This window comes from Exiguobacterium sp. S22-S28, from assembly GCF_043359615.1.
Taxonomy (GTDB): Bacteria; Bacillota; Bacilli; order Exiguobacteriales; family Exiguobacteriaceae; genus Exiguobacterium_A.
In genome coordinates, this window is sequence record NZ_JBHFFC010000034.1 from 1 (window position 1) to 25,781 (window position 25,781).

26 protein-coding genes are annotated in these 25,781 nt (G+C 46.8%); 12 read left to right on the forward strand and 14 right to left on the reverse strand.

Going from position 1 to position 25,781, the window contains the following annotated elements; translation table 11 throughout:
• Nucleotides 1-706, reverse strand: a 706-nt coding sequence (gene mutY / locus ACHA8N_RS16530) for an A/G-specific adenine glycosylase (RefSeq protein WP_393966363.1), incomplete at its 3' end; no start/stop codon positions are given.
• A 104-nt stretch (nt 707-810) separates the two neighbouring features.
• On the opposite strand from mutY, the gene ACHA8N_RS16535 reads away from it, so the two are divergent.
• Entirely contained in the window at nt 811-1,794 is a 984-nt protein-coding gene (locus ACHA8N_RS16535) for a metal-dependent hydrolase (RefSeq protein WP_147512666.1), read from the forward strand.
• A gap of 63 nt (nt 1,795-1,857) precedes the next feature.
• Here ACHA8N_RS16535 and ACHA8N_RS16540 read toward each other — a convergent pair whose 3' ends face one another.
• The 5 genes from ACHA8N_RS16540 to ACHA8N_RS16560 form a co-directional block, all read right to left on the reverse strand.
• Nucleotides 1,858-2,133 (reverse strand): YfhJ family protein, encoded by a 276-nt coding sequence (locus ACHA8N_RS16540; RefSeq protein ID WP_147512667.1) that lies wholly within the window; start codon nt 2,131-2,133, stop codon nt 1,858-1,860.
• A 2-nt stretch (nt 2,134-2,135) separates the two neighbouring features.
• The gene (locus ACHA8N_RS16545; RefSeq protein WP_028106880.1) at nt 2,136-2,450 is read right to left on the reverse strand and encodes a DUF1811 family protein; all 315 of its coding nucleotides are present in this window, start codon (nt 2,448-2,450) and stop codon (nt 2,136-2,138) included.
• 59 nt (nt 2,451-2,509) lie between these two features.
• Nucleotides 2,510-4,570, reverse strand: a complete 2,061-nt coding sequence (locus tag ACHA8N_RS16550; RefSeq protein ID WP_393966364.1) for an ABC transporter ATP-binding protein — start codon at nt 4,568-4,570, stop codon at nt 2,510-2,512.
• A gap of 17 nt (nt 4,571-4,587) precedes the next feature.
• Complete coding sequence (locus ACHA8N_RS16555; RefSeq protein WP_393966365.1) at nt 4,588-6,315, reverse strand: ABC transporter ATP-binding protein; 1,728 nt, start codon at nt 6,313-6,315, stop codon at nt 4,588-4,590.
• Between the two features lie 346 nt (nt 6,316-6,661).
• The gene (locus ACHA8N_RS16560; RefSeq protein ID WP_393966366.1) at nt 6,662-7,483 is read right to left on the reverse strand and encodes a RecX family transcriptional regulator; all 822 of its coding nucleotides are present in this window, start codon (nt 7,481-7,483) and stop codon (nt 6,662-6,664) included.
• A gap of 116 nt (nt 7,484-7,599) precedes the next feature.
• On the opposite strand from ACHA8N_RS16560, the gene ACHA8N_RS16565 reads away from it, so the two are divergent.
• The 7 genes from ACHA8N_RS16565 (at nt 7,600) to ACHA8N_RS16595 (ending at nt 14,277) form a co-directional block, all read left to right on the forward strand.
• Nucleotides 7,600-8,508, forward strand: coding sequence for a TIGR01777 family oxidoreductase (locus ACHA8N_RS16565; protein ID WP_147512671.1), 909 nt, complete (start codon nt 7,600-7,602; stop codon nt 8,506-8,508).
• A 15-nt stretch (nt 8,509-8,523) separates the two neighbouring features.
• Nucleotides 8,524-9,669 carry an amidohydrolase gene (locus tag ACHA8N_RS16570; protein ID WP_393966367.1) on the forward strand — a complete coding sequence of 382 codons (1,146 nt, stop codon included), beginning with the start codon at nt 8,524-8,526 and terminating at the stop codon, nt 9,667-9,669.
• Nucleotides 9,670-9,929: 260 nt separating this feature from the next.
• On the forward strand, nt 9,930-10,487 hold the full coding sequence (locus ACHA8N_RS16575; RefSeq protein WP_026829132.1) for a GNAT family N-acetyltransferase: 558 nt from the start codon (nt 9,930-9,932) through the stop codon (nt 10,485-10,487).
• A gap of 134 nt (nt 10,488-10,621) precedes the next feature.
• The gene (locus ACHA8N_RS16580) at nt 10,622-11,308 is read left to right on the forward strand and encodes a response regulator transcription factor (RefSeq protein ID WP_026833789.1); all 687 of its coding nucleotides are present in this window, start codon (nt 10,622-10,624) and stop codon (nt 11,306-11,308) included.
• The gene (locus tag ACHA8N_RS16585) at nt 11,305-12,699 is read left to right on the forward strand and encodes a sensor histidine kinase (protein WP_393966368.1); all 1,395 of its coding nucleotides are present in this window, start codon (nt 11,305-11,307) and stop codon (nt 12,697-12,699) included. Before ACHA8N_RS16580 ends, ACHA8N_RS16585 begins: the two co-directional genes overlap by 4 nt.
• Nucleotides 12,700-12,793: 94 nt before the next feature.
• A complete protein-coding gene (locus tag ACHA8N_RS16590; RefSeq protein ID WP_393966369.1) occupies nt 12,794-13,342 on the forward strand; it encodes a TVP38/TMEM64 family protein in 549 nt (182 codons plus the stop codon).
• 53 nt (nt 13,343-13,395) lie between these two features.
• Nucleotides 13,396-14,277 carry an aldo/keto reductase gene (locus ACHA8N_RS16595; protein ID WP_393966370.1) on the forward strand — a complete coding sequence of 294 codons (882 nt, stop codon included), beginning with the start codon at nt 13,396-13,398 and terminating at the stop codon, nt 14,275-14,277.
• Nucleotides 14,278-14,319: 42 nt separating this feature from the next.
• Here ACHA8N_RS16595 and rlmD read toward each other — a convergent pair whose 3' ends face one another.
• Both rlmD and ACHA8N_RS16605 read right to left on the reverse strand, forming a co-directional pair.
• The gene (rlmD, locus tag ACHA8N_RS16600; RefSeq protein WP_147512677.1) at nt 14,320-15,705 is read right to left on the reverse strand and encodes a 23S rRNA (uracil(1939)-C(5))-methyltransferase RlmD; all 1,386 of its coding nucleotides are present in this window, start codon (nt 15,703-15,705) and stop codon (nt 14,320-14,322) included.
• A 40-nt stretch (nt 15,706-15,745) separates the two neighbouring features.
• Nucleotides 15,746-15,955 (reverse strand): SE1561 family protein, encoded by a 210-nt coding sequence (locus tag ACHA8N_RS16605; RefSeq protein ID WP_026833793.1) that lies wholly within the window; start codon nt 15,953-15,955, stop codon nt 15,746-15,748.
• 85 nt (nt 15,956-16,040) lie between these two features.
• On the opposite strand from ACHA8N_RS16605, the gene yfkAB reads away from it, so the two are divergent.
• The 3 genes from yfkAB to ACHA8N_RS16620 all read left to right on the forward strand — a co-directional run bounded on the left by yfkAB (nt 16,041) and on the right by ACHA8N_RS16620 (nt 18,632).
• A complete protein-coding gene (gene yfkAB / locus ACHA8N_RS16610) occupies nt 16,041-17,153 on the forward strand; it encodes a radical SAM/CxCxxxxC motif protein YfkAB (RefSeq protein WP_393966371.1) in 1,113 nt (370 codons plus the stop codon).
• A gap of 80 nt (nt 17,154-17,233) precedes the next feature.
• A complete protein-coding gene (locus ACHA8N_RS16615) occupies nt 17,234-17,416 on the forward strand; it encodes a hypothetical protein (protein WP_026833795.1) in 183 nt (60 codons plus the stop codon).
• 7 nt (nt 17,417-17,423) lie between these two features.
• Nucleotides 17,424-18,632 carry an MFS transporter gene (locus ACHA8N_RS16620; protein ID WP_483867446.1) on the forward strand — a complete coding sequence of 403 codons (1,209 nt, stop codon included), beginning with the start codon at nt 17,424-17,426 and terminating at the stop codon, nt 18,630-18,632.
• Nucleotides 18,633-18,719: 87 nt separating this feature from the next.
• On the opposite strand, the gene ACHA8N_RS16625 is transcribed toward ACHA8N_RS16620, so the two are convergent.
• Together ACHA8N_RS16625 and ACHA8N_RS16630 are read right to left on the reverse strand one after the other, a co-directional pair.
• Nucleotides 18,720-19,007, reverse strand: coding sequence for a hypothetical protein (locus ACHA8N_RS16625; protein ID WP_147512680.1), 288 nt, complete (start codon nt 19,005-19,007; stop codon nt 18,720-18,722).
• A 163-nt stretch (nt 19,008-19,170) separates the two neighbouring features.
• Nucleotides 19,171-20,100 (reverse strand): DMT family transporter, encoded by a 930-nt coding sequence (locus ACHA8N_RS16630; RefSeq protein ID WP_393966372.1) that lies wholly within the window; start codon nt 20,098-20,100, stop codon nt 19,171-19,173.
• 186 nt (nt 20,101-20,286) lie between these two features.
• Here ACHA8N_RS16630 and ACHA8N_RS16635 point away from each other — a divergent pair, with 186 nt between their 5' ends.
• The gene (locus tag ACHA8N_RS16635) at nt 20,287-22,236 is read left to right on the forward strand and encodes a heavy metal translocating P-type ATPase (RefSeq protein WP_393966373.1); all 1,950 of its coding nucleotides are present in this window, start codon (nt 20,287-20,289) and stop codon (nt 22,234-22,236) included.
• Between the two features lie 74 nt (nt 22,237-22,310).
• Here the strand turns inward: ACHA8N_RS16635 and ACHA8N_RS16640 are convergent, their stop codons facing one another.
• The 4 genes from ACHA8N_RS16640 to ACHA8N_RS16655 form a co-directional block, all read right to left on the reverse strand.
• The gene (locus ACHA8N_RS16640) at nt 22,311-23,219 is read right to left on the reverse strand and encodes a YihY/virulence factor BrkB family protein (protein ID WP_393966374.1); all 909 of its coding nucleotides are present in this window, start codon (nt 23,217-23,219) and stop codon (nt 22,311-22,313) included.
• Between the two features lie 88 nt (nt 23,220-23,307).
• A complete protein-coding gene (locus ACHA8N_RS16645; protein ID WP_393966375.1) occupies nt 23,308-23,733 on the reverse strand; it encodes an NUDIX hydrolase in 426 nt (141 codons plus the stop codon).
• Between the two features lie 30 nt (nt 23,734-23,763).
• Nucleotides 23,764-24,675 carry a guanosine-inosine kinase gene (locus ACHA8N_RS16650; RefSeq protein WP_393966376.1) on the reverse strand — a complete coding sequence of 304 codons (912 nt, stop codon included), beginning with the start codon at nt 24,673-24,675 and terminating at the stop codon, nt 23,764-23,766.
• A 171-nt stretch (nt 24,676-24,846) separates the two neighbouring features.
• Nucleotides 24,847-25,740 (reverse strand): 1,4-dihydroxy-2-naphthoate polyprenyltransferase, encoded by an 894-nt coding sequence (locus ACHA8N_RS16655; protein WP_147512487.1) that lies wholly within the window; start codon nt 25,738-25,740, stop codon nt 24,847-24,849.
• Nucleotides 25,741-25,781 lie beyond the last annotated feature (41 nt).

The following is a 25,781-nucleotide window of genomic DNA, read 5'->3' on the forward strand; positions in this document are numbered from 1 at the left end:
TTCCTTTTTTTGTTTTAACGGGAAGCTCCGCCTGAACGGATCGATCGTAAGCAAAACAGACATCATTGACCGGACAAAGTCCACACATCGGTGATTTTGGCGTACAAACCATCGCGCCAAGCTCCATCAATCCTTGATTGAAACTCGAAGGATCTGCATGATCAATCAATTCATGAACGGCAGCTTCGAATACCTTCCGTGTTTTCGGTGCGGCAATGTCATCATAAATTCCCAAAACCCGTGATAATACACGCATGACGTTCCCGTCAACAGCAGGTTCCGGATGACCATATGCGATGGAAAGGACGGCCCCGGTCGTATAGGGACCTACTCCCCGTAAACTTTCAAATCGTTCTTTCTCATCCGGTACGATTCCATCATATTTTTCAACAACTTCCTGAACGGCGATTTGAAGGTTCTTAACACGGGAATAGTACCCTAAGCCTTCCCAGTATTTTAAGACTTCACTTTGATCGGCCGCCGCTAAATCATGAGGTGTCGGAAATCGTTCCGTGAATCGTTGGTAATACGGAATTACCGTATCGACACGTGTCTGTTGCAACATGATCTCACTGATCCAGATATGATACGGGTTTTTCGTTTCACGCCATGGCAATTGCCGTTGTTCCCTTAAAAACCACTGAACCAATTCCGTCGTAAAAAGTTGCTTATTGAAGTTTGTGAAATATTCTGTAACAAGAGTCAAAATATTACCTCTTTTCTATTTGATACGTTATAGTAAGTTCAATTAACCTTAAAATCAATTTACGTTCATGATTCTGAATACTTTGATAGAGGAGCGAATTCGCATTGGATACTGGTACGCATATCGGAATGGGACTTTGCCTCGCCGCCATTTCCACACTTGAACCGGATGTCGCAGCAAGCGCAACGCTGTTTGCGGCAGTCACGACTACGGCGTTGGTCGGTTCCCATGCTCCAGACTTTGATACTGTATTTAAATTTAAAGGCAACAGTGCCTACCTTAGACAACATCGTGGTAAATCACACGGTTTAATCGCTTTAATCGCTTGGCCATTGTTGTTGTCGATCGTCATCGGTGCCTTGTTCGGCGTTCCACCTACTTCATTATGGCTGATGGCACAGATCGCTGTCGCCCTTCATGTCTTCGTCGATCTGTTTAATGCTTACGGCACGCAGGCGCTCCATCCCTTTAAAAGGGCTTGGATTGGTTGGGGTGTCATCAATACGTTTGACCCTTATCTGTTTACGATGTACTACGGTGCGTTCGGAATTTGGTTATTGACCCGTGCAACAATCGTCATCTTCCCGATTTTGATTGCGATCGTCATCATCTATTACGCGGTTCAGTTCAAATTGCGAAACGACGCTTTGGCAACAGCAGCCCGTTACTACGGCGGAGCGCATAAGCTGTTTATCTCGCCCGGTATGAAATGGGATGAATGGCACGTCGCGGCCCGCTTGCGAAATGAATATGCGGTCGTCAAAATCAATGCCGGTACCGTCGTCGAATGCGGTAATTTCCGGATTAAGGACGAACCGCATGGAGACGAATTATACGAAATCGTCAAAGAAAATGCAGATTTGCAAGCTTTTCTCGAATTCTCAAAAATTCACACGTATACCGTTTCACGAAAAGACGGGATTGTCGAATACCGTTTCACGAACTTACGTTACTTTACGAAAGAAGTGTATCCGTTCGTCGCGGTTGTCCGAATCGATGCGGCCTCCCGCCAGATCGTCAGCTCGTACACCGGCTGGGTCTTTAGTGAACGCACATTACAAAAAAAACTGGTTGTCCCTGCACTATGAATAAAGGACTCGTTATCCGAAACAACTTCCGGGTCAACGAGTCCTTTTTTTGTTGCATCTGAATCACTGGGTGTCGCGCCCAATCATCAGATGTTTGAATTTCTCATTTGTCGTGTTGAAACGATGAAGCATCGCTCCATGTTGCTTGATTTGTTGCTGGACGAAACGAACAGCAACGGCCTCACCTTGGTATTTCTCTCCCGCTCGTGCAAGCGTCGCTTCGAAATCTTCCCATAAGACCTCAACCCACGTCAATGCTTCAAGCGGCGTCAGCGTCTCGTTGACGCCTTGCAATTCTTCCGCCAATCCTTTTAGTGCTTCCGAACGATTTTGATCCATCATCATTCCTCCTCTTCTTGAATCAATGCCAGTGGAATCGCCACTTCATTGACCGTCCCTTCGAAATGTCCCCACCCCATCACACCGTTGACGAAATGCAGCTCGAATCGTGCTTCTTCCCCGTCAATCCGGTAAAAGCGTCCCGTCTCGAACCGGCTGGCATCGACCAAATAACTTTGGGCAATCGCAATCTTTCGAATGATGACTTCCACTTCACTCATGTTTCCGTGTTGCTCTGCTTTTCGTTTTTGTTCATTCAACTTCGTCACGAGCATCTCTAATTCATACTTCGACAGTTGACTCATTCGTGTATCCATCAAAAAACTCCCCCTCTTCGTCATTAGTATATACGAAAAGAAGGAGGAGAATCATAGGGTTAGCTTGATTTCAGTTCGAGATTTCGTTTGCTTTGTAATGCATACATTTTGGCGTAGATGTTTTGTTTTGCGAGCAACTCTTCGTGTGTACCACGTTCAGCAATCTGTCCCTGGTCAAGAACAATGATTTCATCCGCGTCTTTAATCGTCGATAAACGGTGGGCGATGATGAACGTCGTCCGCCCTTTCGTCAACGTCAACAACGCTTCTTGAATCATCGCTTCCGTCTCGGAGTCGACACTCGCCGTTGCTTCATCGAGCACCAAGATGGCCGGATCAAAGGCCAGCGCTCGGGCAAAACTGATCAACTGCCGTTCACCGGCGGATAAGGTCGCTCCTTTTTCGATGACCGGCTCATCCAGTCCTTTCGGAAGCCGGTCGATGAATCGGTCCGCGCCCACCGCAACGATGGCTTCGCGGATGCGTTCCTCCGAAATGGCCGGATTTCCGAGCGTGATGTTCGACCGAATCGTTCCCGTGAATAAAAACGGATCTTGCAAGACGATTCCCATATGATCCCGAACCGCCTGCTTCGGGAGTTGCGTGACATCTTGTCCGTCAATCAACAGCTGCCCGGAGGACGAATCATAAAAACGCATCAATAAGTTCATGATTGAACTTTTTCCGCTGCCCGTATGACCAACGAGGGCAACCGTCGCCCCCGGACGCGCATCAATTTCAATGTCTTGCAATACAGGATGACCCGGGTCATAGCTGAAGCCGACCTGTTTGAATTCTACGCGACCGGCGAAACGGGGTAAACGTCCTTTTCCGACGTCTTCTCCTTTTTCGTCGAGCAACTGGAACATCCGGTCTGCGGAAACGAGTGCCTGTTGCAAGGGCGACAATTGGTTCATGATTTGAGTGACCGGTTCGAAGAGACGTGAGACATAGTCGATATAAGCATATAAAATACCGAGCGATAAAAACGTCCCGTCGGTCAAACTCTTTCCGGCGACAACCCAAATCAACAAAGCGAGTGTCAGGTTTTTTAAGAAATACGACAAGTTATGCGACATCAAGGCATCAAGCCGTAATAACTTCGAACGGGTCTGATAATTCTCTTCGTTTTTCTGTTCGAATTCCGCCAACACTTCTTTTTCCCGCGCATACGCTTGAATGATTGGCATCGTTTGAATGTTTTCATTCAGTTGACCATTCATATCCGCGACAAGCGAACGGACTTTGAAGTTATTTTCCGTCGCTAGCTTTTGGAATAACTGAATCCAGAAATAGACGATCGGGATGATCAGGAGCGAGATGAGTCCGAGACGGACATCGAGGAAAAACATTGCTACTAAAATTCCAGCCATCGTGATCAATCCGGAAAAGACCCGCGCCAACACCCCTAAATATAGATCACGGATTGTTTCCGTATCATTCGTCACCCGGCTGACAATCTTCCCAATCGGTGTTTGGTCAAAATAGCGGACCGGCAACCGTTGTAAATGCGTAAAGACGTCGAGCCGCATTCGTTTGACAATTTTATGCGCCGACCGCTGAAGCAGGATTTGTTGGACCCAGTTCAGACCCGCTGCGATTAACAGCAAGATGATGTACATCAAGGACAGCCAGCCGACTGCTTTTAAGTCAGAGGCATAAAAATCATACACTTGGCCTTGCGTCAGCTTTGCGACGCCCGAATATCGAAACGTCTCATCGCCACGCGTGACGGTCAACGTCCCGTCGGTCACACTGCGTTCGCCACCGCTGACGACTTGTTTCGGTACAAAATAATAACCGTCTTTTGACTGGACAATCGAAATGGATTGAATGATAGCAGAAGACGGGACGTCCTGTGTCTTCGCAAACTGACGCCCGTCATACTCGACCCTTCCTCCATCCTTTACTTCCACCCAGTCCTTTTCAATCGCGACGATATGTTCGTCAATGATGACTTTCGCAATATAGGGTCCGGTCAGTTCTGCTCCGACTGCCAAAATCAATAGGAACAATCCCAGGAAAATCGCTTGCTTTTCATACATCGCATAACGGACAAGCGATCGGATCGTCGTTTTCCGACGAACGGGATCTAATAGATACAACTCTTCTTCATTCATGTTTGACACCTCCTACCTTACGTTTCTTCACTTTGTCGTTCAAACTGTTCGGCATACCAGCCTTGACGTTCCATCAACTGTCCATGCGTGCCGCGTTCCGTCACTTGACCGTCTTGGAGGACAAGGATTTCGTCCGCATGGGCAACCGCTGACAGGCGGTGAGCGACGATCAATGTCGTAGCTTGCTCCCGATTGGTTCGAATCGCTTCAATGATATGCGACTCGGTTTTCGCATCGACAGCGGATAAAGAATCGTCGAGCAATAATAATTTCGGTTTCTTCAACATCGCCCGAGCAATCGAGAGTCGTTGTTTTTGTCCCCCGGATAACGTAACACCACGTTCGCCGACCAACGTCTCAAGACCTTGATCGAGCATCGTGACATCTGTCGTGAACGATGCCAAACGAATCGCTTCTTGCAGTTCGGCTTCCGTTGCCGTTCCAGCTCCGAAGAGGATATTGTCCCTGACCGTTTTCGAGAACAGTAGATGTTCCTGCGAGACATAACCTGTCCAGCCCCGGACCGTCTCAAGCGCCACATCTTCGTACGGCGTCCCATTGACTTGCAACATGTCGCGACCGACCGGATATTCGCGTAAAAACTGGCGTAACAACGTCGTTTTTCCGGCACCTGTCGGACCGACGATTCCGATTGTCTTTCCTTGTTCGATCGTCACGTTGATGCCACGTAATGCGGGTTGTTTCGTTCCCGGATACGTAAACGTCAAATCAGATAAAACAATTGTTTCAGGAAGAGCGACATCTACGACCGGAGTCGACGTAATCAGCGGTTTGACCCGCATCGTCGCCTGCAGACGATCAAGACTTGCTGTTCCGCGCTGAATGACGTTGATCAATTCCCCGAACGCGTACATCGGCCAAATCAACATCCCGAGATAAATATTGAAGGCGACGAGTTGTCCGAGCGTGATGTCGTTCGTGAAGACAAGGTAGGTCCCAAACGATAAACCAATCAAATAACTGATACCGACTAATAATTTAATGATGGGTTCAAACAAGACATCAATTTTTGCGACATGCATGTTTTTATCGAATACATCGCTCGTGACGTCATCAAACTTTTTGACATCGATGTCTTCTTGAACGAATGAGCGAATGACCCGCAGTCCGGAAATTGATTCCACGACTTGATCATTCATCGTGCCAAAAGCATCCTGTGCCGTCATGAACCGTCCATGAATCTGACTACCGAGTTTATTCATCGCATAGGCAAGAATCGGCATCGGCAATAATGCCGCAAGCGTCAGCTTCCAATCAATGGCGACACCCATCACGACGAGCGTAATCGCCGTCATGTTCAATGAGTCAACGAGTGTCAAGACACCAAAACCAGCTGTCCGTTCCACTGCCTTCAAGTCATTGGTCGCAAGTGCCATTAAATCTCCTGTTCGATTACGCTGATAAAAGGTGGGCGTCAGTTTTAACAAGTGCGTAAAAAACTGACTGCGTAACGTCCGCTCCAGTAAAAAGGCCGTTCCAAACAATTTCGCAAGCCACAAATATGTCAAAATAAAGGACGTAATGGAAATAACGGTCAGACCCACCACATACTGAATCAAGGTCGTCCGGTCCATGGAACCAGACCGTAATCCGTCGATGACTTTTCCAATCAACCATGGTGGTGTCAGGTCGATGAAGCCGGTCACAATCAATAGCAACACGGCAAGTAAATACGATTTTTTATGTTCCTTCAGAAACCAACTGAGTTGGCGAAATAATCGCACGATGGTTCCCCCCTTTGTCGTTCATAATGGTGTTATCTGGTTTCCAAGCACGCAAAAAAGGCAGACGGATTTCCGGAGCAGTCCGAGAATCAATCTGCCTTTCTAAAGACGATTTGAATCGACGATATGGTCTGCGTGCTCGGGGAACGGATCCCCTGTCAATCGCACACTGAATGAGTGTTTATACGAGTTCGAGAGTCTCCGCCATATTTAGCTGTTTAGTCGATGCGTTGACAATTGGCTGTTTCATGTGACGGTTCCTCCTTTTCTTAATCTGAGCGTAGAATAGCATAATTATCGAACAATTGTCAATTTTGTGTCTAATCTTTTGAAAAGAAGCCAAAACTTATATTTCATCCGCTTCTTCCTGCTTGACCTGTTCGATTACTTCCGCAACAAGTGCATAAGGAAATCCTTTTCGAACCAATGCTTGTTGCGTTTTTTGAACCCGGGCGAACGGCTCCAGGTTCCGGTATTTCGGATAGTACTTCCGGGCTTGATACAACGCAGCAGACTCTTCCGTTTCCGCTTCGACCTCTTCAAAAACAAGTTGCAAACCCTGTCTTGCGACTTCTGTCGAAAAGCCGCGTTGCATCAATGTTTGCTGCAATTTTTGTTTGAGCTCCCGAACCGACCGGCGGGCCAGTTCTTTTTGTTTTTGCCGCAGAAACTTCAAGACTTTTTCAAGCTCTTCTTCTTCCGTAAACTCCGCAAGCGCTTCGTCGATATACGACTTTGGAACTTTCAAGGCTTCGAGATCCCGGCGAATCTTTCCGGGTCCTTGCGGCGTCGTTGCCTTTTTCGTTGCCGTATACGCCAAGGCGAACTGTTGGTCATTCAGGTATTTTTGGTCGGTCAACCGTTTGATCGCATGTGTGACGGCATGCTCCGGTGTTTCCTTTTCCATCAGGTAGGCTTCGACTTCACTCGTCGCCCGCATCCGGTAAGACAAATGATTGAGGGATAAGCGATAGGCTTTTTGCTGTTCCTCTGCCGTCAGTACTTCCTTGACGAAATCATCTTCTAGCTCTTTATCCCGTTGCAGATTATATTTGATTAGAATATCGACATCGACGGCAAAGGCGTATTCTTCCTTGCCCTCACGTTCAATATAAATATTAAAACGCTCGGTATTTTTCTTTTGGGTTGAGATCCGTTTGATTTTCAAGTCGGTTCCTCCTTTTTTATCTTCTCTTGCAACGATAACATGTTGAATAAGGTTTGAGTGAAACAGACAAACGGGAACATATGTACAAGTATCAAAACGAAAGGATGAATAATCTTATGAATATTGCAATTACCGGCGGAACGGGAATGATTGGACAAGCTTTAACTAAACGTTTACTTAACGAAGGACACCAGATTAAGATTCTGACTCGTTCACCAAAAGAAGCGGAAGGTGCCGTCTCCTACGTCGAATGGTTGACGGATACCGCGGCTCCGGAACATAAATTAAATGATGTGGATGCGTTCATCCATTTGGCCGGCGCCTCCATCAATGAAGGGCGTTGGACGGAAGAACGGAAACGAGTGATTCTTGAAAGCCGGATTGATTCGACGAAAGAACTTGTCCGGATCATTCAAGCACTTGACTCAAAACCAAATGTCGTTCTGTCAGCATCCGCTGTCGGCATTTACGGTCAGGATCGTCACCAAACCTTTTCAGAAGAGACTGTCTTGCCTCCAACAGCCGATTTCCTGAGTCATGTCTGTGTCGAATGGGAACATCTTGCCCAACCCATTGCCGAACTCGGCATTCGTCTCGTCCACCCACGTATCGGCGTCGTCTTAAGCACTGAAGGTGGCGCTTACCCTTTAATGCGTCTTCCTTATACTTTATTCGGGGGCGGAACAATGGGTGATGGCAAGCAGTGGGTGTCATGGGTCCATATCGATGATCTTGTCGAATTGTTCGTGTTTGCCTTGAAGACTGACTCCGTCAGCGGACCGTTGAACATCACAGCACCTCATCCGGAGACGATGCGTCGTTTCGGTCAAACGATTGGTCAGGTATTACACCGTCCCCACTGGTTACCGGCTCCACGCTTTGCGCTTGAGCTTGCTCTAGGAGAAAAAAGTGTCATCGTCCTCGAAGGGACACGCGTTATTCCTAAAAAAGCACTCGAAAACGGCTTCAAGTTTCGGTATGCTGAATTAAAGGATGCACTTCAGAGTCTCGAGCATACAAACTAATACAGGGGTTGAACAATGTTGGATGTTTTAATACGCAATGCACATATCTTTCCCATCACATCAGATAATTTTTATGGCGATATCCGAATCAAAGATGGAAAAATCCATGAAATCAACGAATTGCTGGACGCGGAACAGGACGAACGGGTCATCGAAGCGGAAGGACGGTTCTTATTGCCTGGATTCATCGATGCCCATACGCATCTTGGCTTGTACGATGAAGGAACCGGTACAGTCGGAAATGATGCCAACGAGACCATTTTTGCGATGACGCCCCACTTACGGGCAATCGACGGCGTATATCCGCTCGATGAAGGTTTTAAAGAAGCGATTGAACACGGTGTCACAACGGTACAGGTCATGCCCGGCAGTATGAATATCATCGGTGGTGTCACGAGTGTCATTAAGACACACGGTCGTTTCATTGATGACATGATTTTACGGAAATACGCCGGATTAAAAATTGCTCTCGGTGAAAATCCAAAACGTGTTCATAGTGCCGGTCGCGCCGGCGAATTGACGCGGATGGGAATCATGGGCATGTTGCGGGAAGCGTTTCTTGAAGTGAAGATGCAACGGACCGCAGATACATTTGCCCATCGGATGATTGAACGGGTCCTCAAAAAGGAAATGCCGCTTCGCGTCCATGCCCACAGGGCCGATGATATTTTATCGGCGATTCGTTTTGCGGAAGAGTTCGATCTTGATGTCCGAATCGAACATTGTACAGAAGGTCATCTCGTTGCCCAAGAGCTGCAACAATTGCCCATTGAACACGTTACAGTCGGTCCGACGTTTACACGAAAGTCAAAAATCGAACTCAAAAATAAGACATGGGAAACGTATCGTGTTCTTCATGAACACGGTCTTGAAGTGTCGATCACGACGGATCATCCGTACACACCGGTTCAATACTTAAATTTATGTGCCGGTCTTGCTGCCCGTGAAGGACTACCTGTCGATATTGCGCTTCGTGCCATCACGATCAATCCGGCCCGTTCGATTGGCGTTGCGGATCGCGTCGGGTCCATTGAAGTCGGAAAAGATGCCGATCTCGTCCTTTGGAGTCATTTCCCGCTCGATTATCTCGCAAAGCCCTTGATGACGATGATTGACGGAAAAGTCATTTTTGAGCATACTCACCTGACATCGATGTCTTAAAAAAACAACCTTTGATTTTAACGAAAATTCGTTGGAAATCAAAGGCTTTTTTTGTTATGAAAATACGGCTTTCTCGTTTGCAGGAAATGTCTTATTTTTGTATGTTTTTTCACAAAAATTATTTACTTGCTTTTTTAAAAAAAGAAGGTAATATTATCTTATCCGACAACTGAAGAAGGCATACCATGCGCGGTTCAAACGAGTCAGACAGGTAGCTTTCGACAATCATTCTAGCGGTCTTAAGAAGGAGGAATGGAAGTATGCTCAAGCAACGGGAGCTGAGCGACTGCGCTGATTTGTTCGAACTGATGCAGCATCAAGACGTATATCCGTACGTCCGCCAAAAAACACGGTACTTTGATGAATTTCTGTTTACTACAAAGCAGGCAATCGAAGAGGAAGAGCGTGGAGAACTGGTTTCACGCACCATCCTAGACGAATTTGACCAACCAATCGGTACAATCAGTTTACTCGATATCGAAGGACAGTATGGGTTTCTCGGTACATGGTTAGGTAAACCGTATCATGGGAAAGGGTATAACAATCTCGCAAAGGAAGCTTTTTTTGCGGAATTATTTTTTGACCTAGAATTCGAAAGTGTCTTCATGAAAATCCGCAAGACCAACATCCGTTCTCAAAAAGCAGCGGAAAAGTTGCCGTACGCCTTTTGTGCGGATGAATTGCGCCCAACTCTACTCGAACAGTTGAACACGGGAGAAACCCAGTTCACACTGTATGAAGTCTCGAAATCAAGTTTTCAAATGTATATTCACGGCCGCGAATTCGAAACGGTCTACGAACAGCAACTCGAAGCATGAGAGGAACCTTCCTCTTGTGCTTTTTTGTCGTACTTTTGATGCGGATCGAAAGCTTCAAATGGTATGATAATAAGGAAAATTCACCTGTCGGAAGAAGCTATCACCTCTTCCTATATGAAATGGAGTGATTACTGATGCCGGAACAATCCTTTAAAATACTGGTCGTAGACGATGAAGCACAAATGCGCGATCTGCTTGTCTCAAACCTTCAAAAAGAAAACTACCACACGACGACCGCTTCAAACGGTCAAGAAGCCCTTGACCAAATGCAACAAGACACGTTTCATCTTGTGTTACTCGATGTCATGATGCCGGAAATGGACGGATTAACCGCTTGTATGCGGATCCGCGAATTTTCGAATGTCCCAATCATCATGCTGACGGCACGTTCCGACGAACTCGACCGGATTCACGGTTTGAAAATCGGAGCCGATGATTACATTACCAAACCGTTCAGTCCACGGGAATTGTTAGCCCGTATTGAAGCGACTCTGCGTCGCTCGCATCGCTTTACAGTCGATCAATCAGCGACATTAACAATCGGTAAACTTGAATTGGATACGGAAAGCCGGAGTGTCCATGTCAGTGGAAAACCAATCAGTTTGACGCGAAAGGAATTTGATTTGCTACACCTGTTTGTTCAAAATAACGATAAAGTTTTTTCCCGTGAACAACTGCTTGATCAAATTTGGGGTGCGGACTACATCGGAAACCTCCGGACCGTTGATACCCATATCAAAACACTCCGTCTGAAGCTCGGTGAGGCTGGTGGCTCAATCCAGACGGTCTGGGGCATCGGATATAAATTCGAGGAGGTATGATTAAGCGTTATACCATCCGACGTCGGATTTGGATTACGATTTGGTTCACAAGCGTGTTTTCTGCCGTCTTATTCGTGTTGCTGACATTTTACTTGTATGACCGCTTTTATTTACAAACGCAGGAAGATCTTCTGCTTAACCGCGGGGAAAAATTGATTAACATCTATGAATCGGAAGGCTTGTCCGGCGCCTTTTACGATGGCATGACCTATACGAACGAATTGACCGAATCGAAAGTTTTTTTCATCGACTTTCTGAAGAAAAATCCGGCCGGTCTGCGGTTCTTGACGAATGCGGATATTGAACAGTTACGTAACGGTGAAACGGTCGTCTCAAGCCGGACGCATCCGATCGAAGGGTCGGATATTCTCATGACAGGTTTTCCAATCATCGAAAATAACCGTCTTGTCGGAACACTGATTCTGTATCTTGAGCTGGGTCAAATCAGTGAACCGTTCCGTCCGCTCCGCTTGATGATTTTCTTCATGATCGGCTTGATTGTCCTCAATCTCGTCATCTTTGGACGCCAGATCATCGATACGATCATCCGCCCGCTGATTGATATGAAACGGGCTTCGACGGTTTATGCACAAGGTGATTTTGATTACCGGATTCCGATCCAATCCGACGATGAAATCGGCGAACTGGCGGAAACGTTAAATAAGATGGCGGAATCGCTCGGCGAAGTCGATGAACAACGGAAAGAATTCTTGGCCAATGTCAGCCATGAATTACGGACACCCCTCTCCTACATCCGAGGCTATACCGAAATGATGCAAGATCAAGCACTCGATGACAAAACGCGGGATCAGTATCATCAAATCATCGAACGGGAAACGGAACGCTTGCAACGACTCGTCAATGATTTACTGGACCTGGCTCAACTGGAACGGGACTCGTATCCGATGACGAAACAGCCGCTCGTCTTCAGCCAAGTGCTGGAAGATGTCGTCTACCGCATGGAACCGATTGCGAAAGCTAAAGGAGTATCCATCATCACAGAGATTGATCCGAGTCAAATTGTCCTTGGTGATAACGATCGGTTGGAACAGGTCATCGGGAATATTCTCGATAATGCCTTACGTTACACACCTGCTTCTAAAAACATCTATCTCTCGACCAAAACGGACGGTGAACGGACGGTCTGCACGATTCGGGATGAAGGAGAAGGCATTCCACCTGAGCATTTGGAACGATTGACGAAACGTTTTTACCGGGTCGATAAATCACGGACCCGCAAAGACGGCGGAACCGGTCTCGGTCTCGCCATCACAAAACATATCATCGATCGGCATGACGGAACCATTTCCTTTGAATCGGCACTCGGTGAAGGAACGACGGTCCAAATCATCTTACCGTTGTTGCCGGACGAAGAAGATGGATTCGCTTGATCCACGTTGACCAAACCGGTTGATTACCGCCGGTTTGGTCTTTTGATTTTCTCAGAAAGGACGTTTTACTATCGAAGCGACATTTCTTCATTGGTTGGAGCAAGCCGATACATTTGCTGTACCGATCAGTCTGTTAGTCAGCATACTCGTTAGTTTGTTTGGTGTGTTGCCCAGTGCATTCATCACTGCCGCCAATCTGCTTTATTTTGGCTTTTGGGAAGGGCTTCTGTTATCCTTTCTCGGCGAGGTTCTAGGTGCCGGGGTCGCGTTTTACGTTTACCGCCGGGGGTTCCGGCAGATCGAGCCGCTGATTCGATCACCCCTTGTCTTGAAATGGCTCGAGAAATTGACGAAACAGACGGGATGGGACGCCTTTTGGTCAATCCTCTTTTTACGGCTGTTGCCGTTTGCCCCGTCCGGACTGGTCACCTTCTTGAGTGCAACAAGCGGTGTCTCGGCACTCGTGTTTTTGAGCGCCAGTACAATCGGGAAAGTACCGGCCCTCTTACTCGAAGCGTTTGCCGTCAATGAATTGATTCAGCGTGACTCACTCATCCCTTGGCTGATTGCCGGTCTGTTCCTGATCTGCTACCTGTTCTTTTGGAGGAAGAAACGACGGCAACAATCAGGTGTTAACGATTGATGCAACCGTTTTCTTCGTTTAGTGTAGAGAAGTACACAAAGGAGGAAAAGAGCATGGAATTACGTTCATTTGGTCAGACCGATATTCAAGTCTCCCCGCTCGGCTTTGGTGCCGGTCACATCGGTTCCGACGCTTTATCGGATCAGGAAGCAAGCCAGGTCTTGCACCAAGCCTTAGACCTAGGCATCCGCCTATTTGATACGGCGCGCGGCTATGGCTTATCCGAGAAACGACTCGGTCACTTCTTAAAACAACGCCGCCATGACATCGTCCTGTCGACGAAGGTCGGATATGATGTACCGGGTACAAAGGATTGGACCTTTCAAGCTGTCGCCGGTGGCATCGATCAAGCACTCTTGACGATGCAGACGGACTTCATCGATATTGTCCACCTTCACTCTTGCAGCAAGGAGATACTCGCTCAAGATGACGTCATCGAGGTGCTGGAACGGGCGAAACAGGCGGGAAAAATCCGGCTGATTGCTTATTCAGGCGATCGAGATGACTTGGATTACGCCATCAAAACCGGACGCTTTGACAGTTTTCAAACGTCGGTCAACCTTTACGATCAACGGGTATTGGCTGATTCCGTACCGGAGATTCACCGGCAACAAAAAGGAATCATCGCTAAACGACCGCTTGCCAACGCCCCTTGGCGGTTTGACACACGACCGGTCGGACAATATGTCGAGCCTTACTGGGAGCGGGCAGAGCAACTTGACTTCCCGCTTGAGGAATCGTCCTGGCTTGAGACGGCTCTTCGTTTTACCGTCTTTGAGCCCGGGATCACGAGTGCCATCATCGGCACGGCGAACCCGGAGCATCTAATTCGTAACGTCCGTTTGCTCGAACAGGGTCCCTTGTCGACGGCACGTGTCGCGGATCTAAAACGCCGTTTTCAGGAACAAGATCAAAATTGGCTTCAACAAACCTAAAAAAATGCCTCGTTCCTTTTAAAGAGGAATGAGGCATTTTCATTAAAATTTCTTCTTTTTCTTTTTTTCCAAGACGACGATTGCTTCGACATGCGCCGTTTGGGGGAACATATCATACGGTTGAATGTAGCTGACTTTATAGTCGGCTTTCATCAAATGATCACAATCCCGTGCCAGTGATTGTGGATTACACGAGACATAGATGATTTTTTTCGCTTTAGAAGAAATCATCGCATTTAATAACTGTGTATCACATCCGGCACGTGGTGGATCGACGATGAAGACGTCAGGTACCCAGCCCTCTTTTACCCAACGTGGAATCCAAGCTTCTGCTTTACCGACCACATAATGGGCGTGATTAAAACCATACTGCTTCATGTGGGCTGTCGCATCTTCAACGGCTTCTTCGACGATTTCCATACCACGGACTTCTTTTGCTCCGCTCGCCACCCAAAGACCAATCGATCCAACACCGGCGTATGCATCAACAACACGTTCTTCACCCGTCAAGGCAGCAGCTTTCACGACTTCTCCATACATCCGCTCCGCTTGTTCCGGGTTTAACTGGAAGAACGCCCGTGGTGACAGTTGATATGTGAATTCACCCATCTGTTCCTCAATCCGTTCCACGCCGCGGAGGATTTCTGTTTGTTCCCCAAACACACGTGATGTTAATTTATCGTTGATGTTCAAGGCGACTGAGATGACACCGGGAATGTCATAGATGTCACGTGACAATCCTTCAAGATCCTTAAACCCGTCCTTGAACGCCACTAAGACCACTTGAATTTCACCTGTCTTGATTCCAGTCCGTACGACGATGTTACGGATGACACCATCTTGTTTGGCTGAACTGTAAACCGGCACATTGTAGTCGTTCAACAATTGCGTGACCGCATTGTTGACACGTAATGTTTCTTTGTTTTGCACGACACACTCATCAATCGCCACTAAACGGTTCGAGTTTGCGGAGTACAGACCACTGACGATTTGGTTGCCTTCTTTTCCGACGGCGAATTGTGATTTGTTGCGGTATTCCCATTCTGTCGTACCAATCGTCTTACGGATATCAGCCTTTTCAACATTGAGTTTTGTTGATTTGGTAAAGGCGTTCCGTAACATCTCTTCTTTATACCGGAGCTGTCCTTCGTAGCTCATGTGCTGGAGCTGACATCCTCCGCATTGGCTGTAGATCGGACATAACGGCGTCACACGATCGGGTGAACGGACGTCCCGCTTGAGGATTTTAGCATTGGCAAAGTTATTATGAATTTCTGTAATTTCGATTTGAGCGGTTTCGCCGACAAGCAGACCTGGTATAAAGACGATTTGTCGTTCCAATGTCGCGATCCCTTCACCGTTAATCCCCATGCGTAAGCAAGTCACGGAACGTGTTTCGCCTACCTGTAATTTAATTTTTGTTGTCATCTGATCCATCCTTTCCATGATCCAAATCAAAAAGCGGTCTTTACGAACCGCTTTCTGATTCCTCATGTTCCTTCATATCTTTTGCATAACGAAGCACCTTGGCTTTCAACTGATCCAAGGAAGCGGCTAAACGTTCCAAATCCTCAATATCTGATGTTTCATCCAATGAATCAATCGTATGGCATAAAAGCTGCATTCTTGATTTTAGCACATTCATCTGCCCAAGTTTATCAGTTCTTGCTTTTCCCATTATTCTGACTTCCCTTCTTCTTCTTTCTTCCATCGTTCATTTAGCATACGATACATAATAGAGCACTAAAAGGAGGAATATGATCATGTCATTAAAATCACCCATCACCATCGAGAACGATCCGTGGGAAGCATACCGCGATATTGAACAGTACGGGCACTCCATACTGACGAATATCGAAGTCACGACCACGACCCTTTGTAATATGCGCTGTGAACATTGCGCCGTCGGATACATGTTGTCGAACAGCGAAACACCTACCATTCCAGTCGAACTCCTCATCAAAAGACTGGACGAGATCGAACATCTCCGCGCCTTCTCAATTACAGGCGGGGAACCGATGCTGTCGATGAAATCGGTTAAGGAATACGTTGTCCCTCTACTTAAGTATGCCCACGAACGCGGGGCTAAAACCCAAATCAACTCAAATTTAACACTTCCCCTCTCACGATATGAGTTGATCATCCCTTATCTGGATGTTTTGCATATCTCACATAACTGGGGAACAGCCGATGACTTCATCGATGGTGGTTTCGCCATGATGGAGCGTAAACCCTCTCGTGAAGCCCGGACAAAATTGTTTGAACAGATGAAAGAAAATGCACGGATCCTGAATGCGCGTGGTGTCCTTGTCTCCGCTGAAACAATGATAAACAAGCGGACGTTACCGCACCTCGAAGCCATCCATCAGGAAATCGTCGACATGGGTTGTGTCCGGCATGAAGTGCATCCGATGTACCCGGCAGACTTCGCGTCGATGATCGAAGCGGCCAGTCTCGATGAAATCCGTGACGGCATTCACCGTCTACTGGATGCCCGTGAAAAAAACGTCTGGATGCTGTTTGGAACACTTCCGTTTTATGCCTGCTCCATGAAAGAAGAAGATTTAACGCTCCATCGCCGTCTTCAAAGCGAAACGAACGTCTCCGTCCGAAATGATCCCGACGGTCGTTCGCGGCTTAACGTCAACATCTTCGACGGAGAAATCATCGTCACGGACTTCGGGGACGAACTCGCCTCACTCGGAACGATTCATGAGACATCCTTTAATGATGCCTACGCGATGTGGCGCCAAACGGAACTGAATCAAAGCTTGTCCTGTCACTGTCCGGCCGTTCAATGCCTCGGTCCAAACGCCCTTGTCAAAAATGCATATTATCCGGAAGTAGACTTCCTCAAACAATTCAGCCGCCTCTGATCAGGTTTGAGTCTCTTTGAAAACGGGAAAAGTCTGTCACAAAGTTGACACACTTTCCTTGTTCGAAGGGGGTTTCAAAAATGGAATGGCTCGTTGGGATTGTTGCGATTATTGGAATGTTCAGCATGGTACTCGGAATCATGATGATTGGCATTCGTGCGTCTCACAGTATTGAACACGACGAAGTGTTCGATCAAACGGATTGGGACGAACATCTCTTGCATATGCCACGTCCGACACGGTTCGAACAAAAAGATCAATAAAACGAACATGCCCCGGTGTACAGATGTACATCCGGGGCATGTTATGCTTAGTAAAAAAGAAAGGCAGTTGTTTGTTGTGTCACGTCGTTTTGCTCTGATTCTTTCAATCGTATTTATTTCAGGTTTTACCCAAGGACTACTCATCCCGTTGCTTTCTATTTTGCTTGAACGTCAAGGAACACCTGCTTACATAAATGGATTAAGTGCTGCTGTTCTCTACATCGGTGTCATCGTCGCCGCTCCATTGATGGAAAAGCCGTTGCGTCGTCACGGTTACGTCCCGGTCATTTCCTTCGGACTGATGCTAGTCGCTGTCGCCGTCTTCGCCTTTCCTCTTATTCCAAGTGTCCTTGCTTGGATGGTGTTACGGTTCGTCGTTGGTTTTGGTGACCAGACGCTTCATTACGGATCACAGGTCTGGATCACTTCAATCACACCAAATGACAGACTCGGACGCACGATGTCCTTATACGGGATGGCGTTTGGACTCGGTTTTGCCCTTGGTCCTCTCGCTGCGCCGCTTGTTGATGTCATCGACTGGCTTCCTTTCGTCTTGACGGGGACATTGACTGTACTCGTTTTGATTTTCTTGCGACAAATGCCGAATGAGAAACCATCTGATATCATGCCGGAAGAGCTTCAATCCGCCGCTTCTCGCTACCGGCTCGTCTTGACGAGTGCCTGGTTTACATTATTGCCGGGATTCACGTACGGCTTTTTGGAAGCAACGTTAAACGCAAGTTTCCCTGTTTTTGCGACACGAAACGGGTATGAGCTATCCCAGACAAGTACGTTAATTACAACTTTTGTCGTTAGCTCTTTATTGATGCAGTTACCACTCGGTCGCTTGGCGGATCACTTCGGAAAACGGAACACGCTGATCACCGTCCTCAGTATTGGAAGCATTGCTTTTTTAATTGCCTGTTTTCTGTTCCAAAGTTACGGTGCTTTGTTCACGATTTTTGCGATTAGCGGGATGGCCCTCGGATCCACCTATTCGCTTGGTGTCGCTTATATGACGGAACAACTTCCGAACCATTTACTGCCGACCGGGAACCTGCTTGCCGGCATCTCCTTCAGCCTCGGATCGATACTTGGACCGATTTCAGGGAGTCTGTTCGTCGCGTTACCCCCAAGCTTTTATTTCAGCTTGTTTGTACTGGTTCTCGCGACACTCGCCTACCTTCTGTTTCGTTCTAAGCCGGTGTCACCTTAATACATCACAGACAAAGACGGTCGCTCCTTATCATGGAACGACCGTCTTTGTCTTTTTCCGTCTACGGATCACGTTGAAACCGTACGTTTATTTTACGATTCCCACCTGCCGAAAACTATGCCAGAGCTTATCGTCGATTGCATACGGTTGTTCTTTTGCCCGCTTCAACTCTTCTGTTTCCAGCAAGACGACGACCTCTCGACCGTTGATTGACCAAACGGAGTCGTATCCTCTTTCTGCCTCAATGATTTCCACATCGACATCTCCATGTGTCTCTTTTAATTGCTGACTGACACAGGTGACGACGAACCGAGCAAACTCATCGCGTGGACGACGATTGGCAATGATCTTTCGAACGATCTCATTCCGTTCCACTTCTCTCATCTCCTCTCGTTTTTGGGTTGCACTAGCCTTTTTGGCAAGGCCGAATCGGTGGTTTTATGACCGTACAGAAAAAGCCGAACTAGTCGGCTTAAGCAACAAAACGATAAAACTAACAGATTGATTGAGACTATTTTTGCACGATTCAGAATCTTCGTCAACTCCGCTTTTGAAACCAAATCGGCAGATAGGTCGAGACTAGAATACCGGCGACGACAAACAATAAACCGATGAACGCCTGAGGTGGAATCGATTCGCCGAGAATAAGCGCCGACAGCGTCACGCCGAAAATCGGGACAAAAAACATGAACAAAGAAACACGACTGACTGGATTATATTTCATCAGCAAGTTCCATAATGTGAAACCAGTCGCTGACAAAAATGCCAAATACAGCAGCATCCATGCCGTCGTACTTGTGAATGTAAACGGGAACCACTCCCCGTTCATTACCGCACCGACGATGAATAAACCGATTGACCCAATGACCATCGCCCAACCGGTCATCGGTGCGACCGGATAACTCGCTGAATACTCCTTTGCGACCAAATTCCCGAAAGCACCGGAAATCATCGCTAAAATAAGTAAAATCTCTCCGACGCCAAACGTTACACCAGCCGATCCTTGCGGCCAGTTCGCCAGAATGACACCTGTAAATCCTAAAAACAAAGCAAGACCTTTAAATCGATTCAACCGGTCATCTTCATAACGGAAATGTGCGAGTAACATTTGAAAGAAGGAGGTCGATCCTGCGATGATCGATCCCTGCACCCCGGTAGACAATGAAAGGCCGATATAGAAGAAGACATATTGAAGAAAAGTCAGGAAGAAGCCCAGACGGCTGTAAGCAAGCGTCCGATTTTTTAACGTAATCGGTTGTTTAAACACCAACACACTGACAATCAGCAATAAGACACCGGCGAGAAAGAAGCGGTAACTCGCAAACAAGAGTTGCTCCCCGTATTCTGTCGAGGCGATTGCGAGCAAGTCATAACTTTTTTTAATGAAGGGAAAGGCACTTCCCCAGAGGAAGGTCGTCACTAACGCAAAGGCAACCATACCAAATCGATCGGTCAATATTTTTTTCATTTTTGCTGTTTCCTTTCCTGTTCCTTTTGACATAGACATGGTATAGTAGTTTTACAGATAATAATTATTATAATCTAGCGACAATGAAACTCATTATCATTGATGAGAAAACGTTGGTATTCAACATTCTCATTGTTTTAACATAATGATTTCTTTTCTCATTTAGACTTGAAAGGAGTTTTCCATATGACTACCTCTACTACTACTGATGTCCATCAGCGTTCCGCTCTCCGTCATGCTTGGGAGGAACATCACGAATTGATTTTAGCACTCTTTAGTGGAATATTGATTTTAATTGCCTACACACTTGAAAAAGTCGAGGTTCCCGCTGCAGGCTATGTCACGCTTTATCTCTCCGCCTATGTGATCGGAGGATATGCAAAAGCAAAAGAAGGATTGACCGAAACCTATCAGGAGAAAACTTTAAACGTCGAGTTGTTGATGATTTTAGCAGCCATCGGCGCTGCCGCGATCGGCTACTGGATGGAAGGGGCCATCTTAATTTTCATCTTTGCTTTATCCGGTGCCCTTGAAACCTACACTATGAATAAAAATGAGCGTGCTTTACAAAGTTTAATGTCCTTGCAGCCAGAAGAAGCCACTCGGCTGAACGCCGACGGTAAGCTTGAAGTCGTTGGTCTTGAACAGTTACTCGTTGGAGATATTGTTTACGTTCGTCCCGGTGAACGCATTCCGGTCGACGGCACAATCATCCGCGGTCAAGCAGCGATTGAAGAAGCATCGATTACCGGTGAATCCATTCCGGTTGAAAAACAAGCCGGTGATACGGTCTACAATTCAACGGTCAATATGAACGGTGTCTTGACGATTGAGATGACGAAAGCGGCAGATGAATCGTTGTTCCAAAAAATCATCCATATGGTACAAAATGCACAAAGCGAACAATCACCCTCCGCCCAGTTCATTGAACGGTTTGAAAGTCGTTATGTCAAAATTGTCTTACTCGTCGTCGCGTTGATGATGGTCGTTCCCCACTATGTCGTCGGTTGGTCGTTTGAGACAAGCATCTATCGGGCAATGATTTTACTTGTCGTAGCTTCGCCTTGTGCCCTTGTCGCTTCCATCACTCCAGCCGCCTTATCTGCCATCGCTGCTTCTGCCCGCAACGGTGTTTTGTTCAAAGGTGGAGCGCACATCGAGACGCTTGGTCAAGTCGATACGATCGTCTTTGATAAAACGGGGACCCTCACGACAGGCAAACCGATTGTCACCGAAAGCCATTACGCTGACGGAATCGATTCCGTCACTTTAAAACAAGCCGTCGCATCGATTGAAGCCCAGTCCAACCATCCATTGGCGCAAGCGATCGTGACCCATTTAAAAGCCGATGTCATCGAACCTTCCGCCTTCAAGGATGTTACAGGGTTCGGGATTGAAGCAACCGTGTCCGGCACCACCTACCGCATCGGTAAATATGCCTTCCACGAAGGATTATATGATCCGTTTGCTTCTATGGAACAGTCCTTAAAAGAGCAAGGCAACACGATGGTTTACGTCAGCGACGGTGAATCCATCATCGCGTTGTATGCCTTACGGGATACGATTCGTCCGGAAGCAAAGGCAGCCATCTCTTCCCTCAATTCACTTGGCATCACGACGATCATGTTGACAGGAGACAATCCGGTCACTGCTGCTGCCATCGCCAAAGAAGCCGGATTAAGCGATTACGTCGCAGAATGTCTGCCGGAAGATAAAGTCCGTTACATCAAGCAATATCAAACGGACGGCAAAACAGTCGCGATGGTTGGGGACGGCATCAATGATGCCCCTGCCCTGGCACTTGCTCACGTCGGAATTGCGATGGGTGAAGGAACAGACGCAGCACTCGAGACGGCAGACGTCGTGCTGATGAAAAACGATTTAGGCCGTTTAGCATACGCTGTCAATAAAGCACGCAAGATGAACCGTGTCGTCAAACAGAACATCACACTTGCCATCAGTGTCATCCTGCTGTTGATCATCTCGAATTTTTCACAGTTCCTGATTATGCCGTTTGCTGTCGTAGGTCATGAAGGATCGACGATTTTAGTCATCCTCAACGGATTACGACTTTTACAAAAAGATACACCGCTACAACACGCCCCTTCTTCGTTTTCCAAACAAGCAGCGGCTTAATACAAAAAAGCATCTGACATCGATAAAAAAACGATGTCAGATGCTTTTTTTGTGAGCTGTCGTTGAAGCGTCTCTTAGCCAAACGTATTGGTCGGAATCGAATCCAGATCTGCTTGTTCTCTTAAACGTTTTTCTTCCATTTTTTTAGGATCCGCCTTTTTCATGAAACGTTCCCAAGAAGCATTCAGCTCCGAACCCAGCAAGATGATCAATCCGGTAAAGTATAACCACAATAAGACGATGACGACACTACCAAGTGACCCGTACGTCTGATTGTAATTCGAGAAGTTAGATACGTAAAAACCAAAACCAACTGATAGGAGTTGCCAAACGATGACACCAAACACGGCACCAGGAATGGCTTGTTTAAAGGTAATTGGTCGTTTAGGTGCAACCCGGTAAAAGATCGAGAGGATAAAAATCAACAAGATGGTTGAAATCGTATACCGTAACACGGTCAATAAGATTTTCTGACCCATATCAATCGGGAGAACAAAATTTGCTAAGTAACTGATGATCGGTCCGCCGAGGACGTTTAATACGATCAGTAACAGCATCCCGATTCCGAGAATGATCGTTAACACCAAAGCAATTCCACGTGAGGCGACGAAACTACGCGGTGAAAAATCACCATATGCATGATTTGCTGTCGTAATCAGACGGTCTACCCCTTTAGAAGCCGACCAAATCGCAAGAATCGCCCCGATTGACAAGAGACCTCCCTGCGGTTCTTTGATCGCTTGGAAGATGACATCCGTAAATGTGTTGACCGATCCACCCGGTGCCAAGTCACGGATTTGTGATTCAAGCGTCTGTTGATCAATGTCAAAGAAAGATAATACCGAAATAACAAAAATGATACCTGGGAAAATAGATAAAAACCAGTAATACGCTAACGTTCCGGCATAATCCGTAATGTTGTGATCAGACATGCGTTGCTTTAGATTAAGGGCTAACCCTTTTGGATCACGTGTATGTGCCATCGTCATCTCTCCTTCATAAAAAAGAGGCAGTCTAGGACCACCTCATTGTCTTACTATACTTTTCCCCTGTTTAATCCAACTAAAAACCTCAATTATCTTCTAGCCGGATATCATAAAACCGTTCCGATGTGCTGTTTAGCTGTTCGGCAAGTGACGTCGGACGGACAGGTAAATTTAATAAATCTTTTCGTTTGATCCATAACGGCGTGTAACCGGAAGACGTATCTTCGAACTCTTCTCCGGTCCCGGTTCCAAATACACCTCCGGTCACTTTTGCCCAGTAATAAGGATTCTCGAGTCCGTTAAAACGAACAACTGCCGCGACGCCTTCCAGTTCGACGTCCAGTCCAAGCTCTTCATGAGCTTCTCGAACTGCTGTCTCTTCCAGTGTCGCTCCTTCTTCTCGTCCGCCGCCAGGAAATACATAATAAGTTTGTCCCGGTTTATCTCGACGGATTAATGCCACTTCATCCGCTTCATTAATCAAGATAATCGCACTTCTTTGAATCGGCATTACTTTTGTTCCCCTTTCGGATATGAGGACTCAACGAATGGCTTCAAGCATCTCTGGAATTAATCCATTTTCTGTGGACGCAATGACTTGTGCCGCCACTTTCATCCCCAGCTTTAAAGCATCCTCTGCTTGTTTCGAGTCTGTCAGCTCAGAAAGTACCGCAGAGAAGAACGAGTCCCCCGCACCTGTTGAGTCAACTACTTTCACTTTTTTTGTTCCGACGTGACCCGATGTTGCCGTGCGACGATCAACATAAACAGCACCTAACTCACTCATCGTAACGACAGTGAATGGAGCACCTTTCTTCGCCAGCTCATTCGCTACATGAATCGCATCTTCAACGGTCACAATCGATAAATCAGACAGGATTTCAGCTTCTTCCCGGCTGCAAATGAAGCCTGTGAACCCTTGTAGCAAGTGACGGTTACGCTCGATGACACTCAAATGTCCGCACACACCGTATAATGGCAACTCCATTTTACGACAAAGATGGATCAAGCGTTCAAGTACCGTTACCGATAAATCCAGGTCGATGGCAACAGCGTCGACGCCATCCAGCGCATAGACGGATTGACGGAGAATTGCTTCTTCCAACAGCTTCGCATCCGGTTGTTTAGAGATTGAAGTTTGAAGATCCCCTTCATTATCCATAACAGCAAGCCACATGCCCATTCCACGATCTTCGAGCATCTCGACATGATCCACGTTCGCTCCGTATGACTTTAACTCTTCGAGTACACCAACACCGATTTGATCGTTCGTAACCGTCGAGATAAAACGAACATCATTACCAAGCACGGCGAGATTTTGCGCCACATTCCGTCCTGTACCACCGTTCGAGAAGGTGATATCCCCGACGTTTTTCGCATCTTTATGCAAAGGTGCAAACGAAGTTCCTTTTATATCGACGAATACTTTTCCGATTACTGCAATTTTCTTCATTCCTGTTCCACCTCTAAAAAAATTTCATGAACCCGGAGGATCTGACATGCGTTCTAGGCACATTGCTTCCATTATAGTAAAATTTCAAAACGGTGACAACCAATCGAACCATCACTCTACATCACAAAAAAACCTTCTTCCATTTTTGGAAAAAGGTTTTTTCATTGAAAATCAGAAATTCGAAATGGTTAAACTGACGGCAAGCAACAGACCAAAAATCGTGTTGACCTTTCCTGTTTGCGCCATACCCGGCATCAATTCCTGCGGCGGTAGATCACGCCAGAACAACTTCACGGCTTTGATCATCAACGGAATACTCAGGAGTGCCAACAGTGCCCACCATGTGACGTTAAAGGCTACCACGGCAATCAGCAACGACAGCACGGCTGCCGTAAAGAAGGCAATCAACACATATACCGCTGCCTGATGACCGACGAGACAAGCAATTGTTTTTCGCCCGTTGACCTTATCGTTATCGAGATCCCGAATGTTGTTCGCGAGTAAAATCGAACCAATCAGAATCGCCACTGGAATCGAGATAGCGACGGCTTCCGTCGGAACATAACCGATTTGCAGATAAGCGGAAATCGCAATGATCACGTAGCCCATAAAAAAACCGGCAACGACCTCTCCAAACGGTGTATAAGCAATCGGCAAAGGTCCTCCCGTATAGATATAGCCGACAAACATCGAAACAATTCCGATCAACAGCAACCACCACGTTGTCTCGATACACAAGTAAATACCGAGTAAAGCGGAAATACCATATAAGGTCAAGGCAAATGCTAAAATCGTACCCGGTTTGAACCCATCGCGGACGATGGATCCCCCAATCCCGACAGACTCTTCCGTATCGAGACCCCGCTTATAGTCATAATATTCATTAAATAAGTTCGTCGCAATCTGAATCAACATCGACGCAATCAGCATTGCAAAAAACAGATCCAACCGCAGCGATTCGATGCGCGGTGCAACGATCGCCGTCCCCACGACGACAGGAACAAAGCTTGCCGTCAACGTATGTGGTCGTGTCATTCGCCAATATACAGCGATTGATTTATTCATATAATAAACCCCTTTCCTGTCTAAGTGTATCGGGTTTCGTT